The organism is Nitratidesulfovibrio liaohensis (assembly GCF_011682075.1).
GTDB lineage: Bacteria > Desulfobacterota > Desulfovibrionia > Desulfovibrionales > Desulfovibrionaceae > Cupidesulfovibrio > Cupidesulfovibrio liaohensis.
The window spans coordinates 1-6,196 of record NZ_VSMK01000130.1 but is presented as its reverse complement, the minus strand read 5'-3'; the positions used below and the strand labels follow the sequence as shown (position 1 = coordinate 6,196).

General features: G+C 68.2%; 4 protein-coding genes and 1 riboswitch. All 4 genes read right to left on the bottom strand.

Annotated elements, in window-relative coordinates:
- The coding region (locus FVW27_RS05680) for a 3,4-dihydroxy-2-butanone-4-phosphate synthase (RefSeq protein WP_243838235.1) at nt 1-494 on the bottom strand (494 nt) is incomplete at its 3' end.
- A gap of 220 nt (nt 495-714) precedes the next feature.
- A riboswitch (FMN riboswitch) is annotated at nt 715-874 on the bottom strand.
- Nucleotides 875-1,430: 556 nt separating this feature from the next.
- On the bottom strand, nt 1,431-2,891 hold the full coding sequence (locus FVW27_RS05675) for a sigma-54-dependent transcriptional regulator (RefSeq protein WP_167123476.1): 1,461 nt from the start codon (nt 2,889-2,891) through the stop codon (nt 1,431-1,433).
- Between the two features lie 120 nt (nt 2,892-3,011).
- A complete protein-coding gene (locus tag FVW27_RS05670; protein WP_243838234.1) occupies nt 3,012-5,387 on the bottom strand; it encodes a PAS domain-containing sensor histidine kinase in 2,376 nt (791 codons plus the stop codon).
- Between the two features lie 203 nt (nt 5,388-5,590).
- Nucleotides 5,591-6,196: response regulator (locus FVW27_RS05665; RefSeq protein WP_167123474.1), on the bottom strand; the 606-nt coding region annotated here is incomplete at its 5' end.

Below are 6,196 nucleotides of genomic sequence, written 5' to 3'. Positions count from 1 at the left end.
ACGTGGCCGGGTCGGCGCAGGTGTTCCGGGCGCGCGCCGGGTGCTGCCGCCGCCTTCACCGTGGCCAACCTGTCGGCGGCGGAAACGCCGGTGGTGACGCCCTCTGCCGCCTCGATGGTCACGGTGAACGCCGTACCGGTGCGGCTGGTGTTGCAGGCCACCATGGGCGGCAGGTCCAGCGCGTCGGCATGGGCGCCGGTAAGGCACAGGCAGACGATGCCGCTGCCCTCTCGGATCAGCAGGGCCATCTGCGCCTCGGTCAGGGTTTCGGCGGCAAAGATCATGTCGCCTTCGTTCTCGCGGTCCTCGTCGTCCACGACAAGGATGCCGCGCCCCGCGCGCAGGGCATCCAGGGCCTGCTCGACTGTTGCCAGAGGGGCCAGAGGGGCCGCCTGCGGCAACGGCGCAGGCCCGGCTTGCGGCACGGGCGTGACGGAATGCATGGGGGGGCCGGTGGTTCCGGCCGCTGCGGAAGTGGGGGACGGCTGATTCATGGCGCATCTCCTTGGCTGGAGGTCCAGAATCAGGGCGTGTGGAAACGCGGCGGGGCGGTACACCCGTGGGCAACGCACCGAGCTGGGCACCGGAGTACGCGCGAAAGACGCGCCCGCCGGAAGGCCCGCATCGGCACGCCGCATCAGCGGCCATACCGTCACGCACCACGCCTCGCCCCCTGCCGGGCAGGGATTGCCCGCGGGGTCGACTGGCGTTGCGCCGCGTCCTCTTTCATCCGGACTGTTACCGTCGGCCCCGGCATCTCACCGGGTCTGCTGACCCCGCTCCACGACGGAACGGGCGCTCGCGGGCTCTCCGGCGCGGCGTGCCGCGCGGGAATACCGCCGGTGGGGACTTTCACCCCGCCCTGAGGATTCGGGCCGGATGCTACATCCAGTGGACACGCGATGCAAGCGCGCCGAGGGAAGGTGGGGCAGATGCATGCGGGGGATGGAGGAAGGCGGCGGATACCGCACCGAAAAACGCCACCGCAGGACGCGGAAAAGTCGAAAGCCTCCTGCGGGACGGGGGGGTGTCCGTACAGAAGGCTTCCGAAAGGGGGGATCTGAAGTAACACCCCGGACCGTGGGCGGATGGGGGGGGATATCCGCCAGTGGCCCGGCACATCAGAGCCTGTGTTCGACTGCGGGGGTCGGGGGGGGGACCGCCGATATGGCTTATGTCCCGCAGTCTTCCTACCTGTTAAGCAAGCTGCGTGCCATAAAGCGCGCAACCACTAACTGCAATTATTTTCCTGTAAAACCAAACTCATGCCAGAAGTGTCGCAACGGACCTCTGGAGCGTCCCCCTTATTCCCACCCCTTACAGTGCGAAAACGCACGTGCACTTCCGCACGGTAGGGCGATCCCGCACGTCTTCATGCTGCACCCATCAAAAAGGTAGGGAAAACCCGAATTCGTGCACCGCAAACCCGGTTACTTGGAAAGCCGCCGGTGCAGGGCGAATCGCGAAATGCCCAGATATGCCGCCGCGCGGCTCTTGTTGCCGCCGAACCGCTCCACCGCCTTGCGTACCAGGCCGTCCACCAGCGCTTCCACGTCGAAGGGAGTGTCGGGCAGCGTCAGGTTGTCCGGGTCCAGCTGCCAGGTGCCGGACTGGCCGGTGGCAGCGGGCACTGGCGCGTCGACCATCCCGTGTTCGTCCAGAAAGCTCAGGTGCCGGGCGGTGAGGGCGGGGCCGTCGTGCAGCAGCACGGCGCGTTCCACGGCATTTTCCAGTTCGCGCACGTTGCCCGTCCATGGGTGGCGGCCCAGCAGGCGCAGGGCGTCGGGCGAAAGCGCGGTGAAGCGCTTCTTCTTGCGCACCGCCTCGCGCTGCAGGAACAACCCGGCCAGCACGGGAATGTCCTCTGGCCGTTCGCGCAGCGGGGGAATGCGCAGATGCCCCACCCGCAGCCGGTGGTACAGGTCGCGCCGGAACTGACCGGCTTCCACCATGGCCGAAAGGTCGCGGTTGCCCGCGCAGACCACCCTGGCCTTGAATTCGCGCCGCTTCACACCGCCCAGGCGGTAGAAGCAGCGTTCTTCCAGCACCCGCAGCAACTTGGGCTGCAAGGAAAGGGGCATTTCCGCCACTTCGTCCAGAAACAGGGTGCCCCCGCCCGCCAGTTCCAGCTTGCCCGGGGCTCCCCCGGTGCGGCTGCCGGTATAGGCCCCCGGCTCGTGGCCGAACAGCTCCGCCTCGAACAGTTCGTGCGGAATGGCCGCGCAGTTCAGGGCGATGAACGGAGTGTCGTTGCCCGATTCGCCATAATGGATGAGCCGGGCCACCACTTCCTTGCCGGTGCCCGTTTCGCCTTCGATAAGCACGGGCACGGACGGTTCGGCATGAAACACCCGCGTCTCGTCCAGCAGCCCGGACATGGAGGGCGATGCCGCCACCACTTCGCCGATGCCGGTCACCTGGCGCAGCCTGGTTCGGGCCGATTCCAGTTCGCGGCGCAGGGTGTCGGCCCGTTCTTCCACGGCCTCGTCCAGGTGCTCGCGCAACTCACGGTTTTCCATGAGCAACGACTGATGCTCGGCGCAGCGCTCCACCACCGCCGCCAGTTCACGGGCGTTGATGGGCTTGTTCAGGTAGTCGTACGCCCCACGCCGCAACGCCTCGACGGCGGTTTCCATGTCGCCGTGGCCGGTGATCAGCACCACGTCTGCCTCTGCGGTGGAGGGGTCTTCCTTCAGGTGCGAAAGTAGTGTCAGGCCGTCCATGCCGGGCATGCGGATATCGGTGATGATCAGCGGAAACCAGGTGGTCCGGGCCTCTGCCAGTGCGGCCACGGGGTCTTCGAAGGGGGTCGGTTCGTACCCCAGGTCGTGCAGGACGAGGCTGAGGCTCTGGAGGCTGGGCAGATTGTCGTCAACAATGAGTATGCGCATGTGGATGTCCTTTAGGCATCGTATCTGTCTGTCGCATTGCGTCCGGGTGTTCGGCGCAGGCGGGCCGGCAGTGTCCGGGCGAGCCTGGAAGCACGCCGAGCCCCCCGGGATGCGGCGCGCCTACCCGCCGGTGTCCGGTTCCGGCGGCGAGGCCTGGCGCAGGGCCAGGGTGAACGCGGCGCCGGTCATGGGCGGTTCACCGCCGGATACGGAAATCTCGCCGCCCCATGACTCCACGAAGCTGTGCACGATGGCGAGGCCAAGCCCCAATCCCTTGTGCGGATCCTTTGTGGTGAAGAAGGGGTCGAACACCCGGTCTTCCAGCCCTTGCAGCCCCGGCCCGTTATCGGACACGGTCAGCAGCACGCGACCCGCCGGGGCCTCGCCATCCGCTGACTTTTCCCCCTGCCCGTCGCCCGGCTCCGTCCAATCTGGCCGGTCTGGCCGATCTGGCCGGTCTGGCCGATCTGGCCGGTCTGGCCGGTCTGGCCGATCTGGCAGTTCGGGTCGTTCGGCACCACCGCGTTGCACGGGCCGGTAGGCAGCCTCGATGCGGATACGCCGGTCCTGCCCGTCCGCCGGTTCCCGGGCATCCAGCGCGTGCATGGCGTTGACCACCAGATTGATCACCACCTGCTCCAACTGCACCGGGTTGGCACGCACGGCGGGCAGATCCGGAGGCAGTACGCGGTCGATGGCCACCCGGTGGGCGCGCAGTTGCGCCCCCACCAGCCCCAGCGCCCGGTCCACCGCCGCCTCGACCTGGGTGGCCGAAAGGGCCGTGTCGCCGTGGGCCACCAGCGCCCGCATGTGGTCGATGATGTCGCGGATGCGCGCCGTCTCACCAAGGATCAGCGCAAGGCGGGCCAGCAGGGTTTCGCGGTCAGGCGCCCGGTCCTTTTCCGCCAGCATCTCCAGGCTGCCCGCGTACAGTTGCAGGGCCGACAGGGGCTGGTTGATCTCGTGGGCAATGCCCGTGGCCAGAGTACCCATGGCCTCCAGCTTGCGGGCGCGCTGCAAGCGTTCCTCCACGCGCAGCCGATCGGTCTCGTCCTCCAGCATGACAATGACCGAATCCACCCCGCCATCGCCCGCCAGGATGGGGCACGACGTCAGCCGGTACGACCGGCGCCCGCCGGGGCGGGCCGTGATCTCCAGCCGCCATTCGTGGGTTTGCCCGTCGCGGAAGGTGGCCAGGCAGGCGCAGCAGGGGCAGCGGGTGTTGTCCTCGCCGCAGTGCTCGGCCAGCATGCGGCACAGCAGCCCACCGGGCGCCGCCGCCTCGCCGAACCATTCGAGCAGGCGGGGGTTGGACGCGGTGATGCCCAGGGCCCTGTCCAGCACGGCAATGCCCAGGGTGAGGTTGTCGGTGATGGAGCGGTAGCGGCCCTCGCTTATGGACAGGGCCTCCTGCGCGCGCACCCCGGAGGTGATGTCGATGCCCAACTTGAGCACCAGGGGCGACCCGTCCACGTCCTCGAAAGGATAGGAATAGATGCGGAAGGCGGAGCGGCGTTCCGGGCAGGCCCACTCGCACACGCACAGGGTGCGCGAATCGAACACGTCGAAGGGCGGACACAGTGCGCAGGGTTGGTTCTGGCCCCGGATAACCTCGTAGCAGGGGCGGCCCACGCCGGGGCCGAACAACTGGCGGAAGCCCCGGTTTTCGTACCGGATGGAATAGTCCGGCCCCAGCAGCACCACGTAGGCGGGCAACCGGTCCAGCAGGTTGAGCAGCCGGGTCCGCTCGCTCCAGGCCGGGGCGGGCCCCTCGCTGGACTGGCTGGGCAGCGGGGTTGCCGTCAGGGTGGCGCAGAGCACCGGGCCTTCGCCACCATATCCGGAGGCCCCAAATGAGCCAGATGGGCCAGATGAGCCAGATGAGCCAGATGAGCCGGCAACTTCGGATACCCCGGGCGCAACGCCGCGCAGGGGGCGCGGCGTGACCAGCAGTTCCACCGTGGTGCCGGTTTCGCCACGCAGGGACAGGGAATACGGCGTGGGCACACCGACCGCCTGGCGGTGCATTTCGCGTTCGAGCACGGAAAGGTTACCGGGGGAGGATAGTTCGCCCACCAGGCGCGGCAGGAATTCCGACGCGGCCCATCCGGTCTGGGGCAGGATGACCGAGGCCGCATAACTGAAGCCGCCCGCGGACGTGGCTTCGGGCGGCGGTTGGCCAGCGGCACCGGAGGAACTTGCGGAACTTGGGGCACTTTGGGGACTTGAGGGGGGGGGGGGGGGGGCTGCCGGATCGGGCACATTCCTTGGCGCGGCATACGGCACGCCGGGAACATCGGCGATCTGGGACAGCAGCGCAGCCACGGGCGAGGGCAGACGGCGCGGCAGGCGCATCACCCGGCCCGCACCGGCCAGCCCACGGGAAAAGCCGTCCCCGGCGGGTGCGGATGCAAGACGGGATGCCTCCGGCGTTCCAGAGGCGTCATCCCCCTCGGATGGGGCGGGCTGTGCCGCGTGGTCGTCCGGTGCGTGCATGATGATGCCGCATAGTGTTCTTTTTCGCACACCGCGTCAAAAGCTGATTTCCGAGGGCAAATCCGTGCGATATCGCACGGATTTGATGCTCAAACACTGGATGCGAGGACGTAACTTATTTATAAGACAGCATATTGCAAGCATCTCGGACGGGGAGAAAAGGGGGGACGCGAGACAGGAAGAGGATGCCAACAGGCGGCGGATCAGCCCTGCCGCACCAGCCCGGCCAGGCACGCCACCCGTTCGATTTCCTCGTGGAAGGCGGCGGGCTGGATGGGTTTGGCCACGTAACCGTCCATGCCTGCGGCCAGCATGCGTTCGTGGTCGCCCGCCAGGGCATGCGCCGTCATGGCCACCACGGGCAGGGCCGGGCTGACACCGGGGTGCATGGAATTGCGGATGCGGCGCAAGGTTTCGAACCCGTTCATGCGTGGCATCTCCATGTTCAGCAGCACCAGGTCGAAGCGTTCCGCCGCAAGCCGAGTCAGGGCCTCCACCCCGTCCTGGGCCGTGGCGCAGGTATGCCCGCGCCGTTGCAGCAGGCGCGCGGCAATGGTGCGGGCCACCTCGCTGTCGTCGGCCACCAGCACGTGCAGCGAGCGGGCCGCCGGTTCGTCGGGCTGCGGTACGGCATGAGGGAAACCGGGATGGGGTGCGGGCCGCGCGGAAGGTCCTGCTGGTTCCGCTGGCTGCGCCACCCCAGGCGGCACCGACTGAAGCGGTGGTGCCGAAGGCACCGGGTCCAGCAGACGGACCAGTGCGCCGGGCATGGCCACAGGTCCGCGCCCCGCCGTGGGACGCGGCTCGGC

Excerpts from the sequence above, each read along its gene's own strand:
- FVW27_RS05675 (WP_167123476.1), bottom strand. The coding sequence starts at position 2,891 with ATGCGCATACTCATTGTTGACGACAATCTGCCCAGCCTCCAGAGCCTC.
- FVW27_RS05670 (WP_243838234.1), bottom strand. The coding sequence starts at position 5,387 with ATGCACGCACCGGACGACCACGCGGCACAGCCCGCCCCATCCGAGGGG.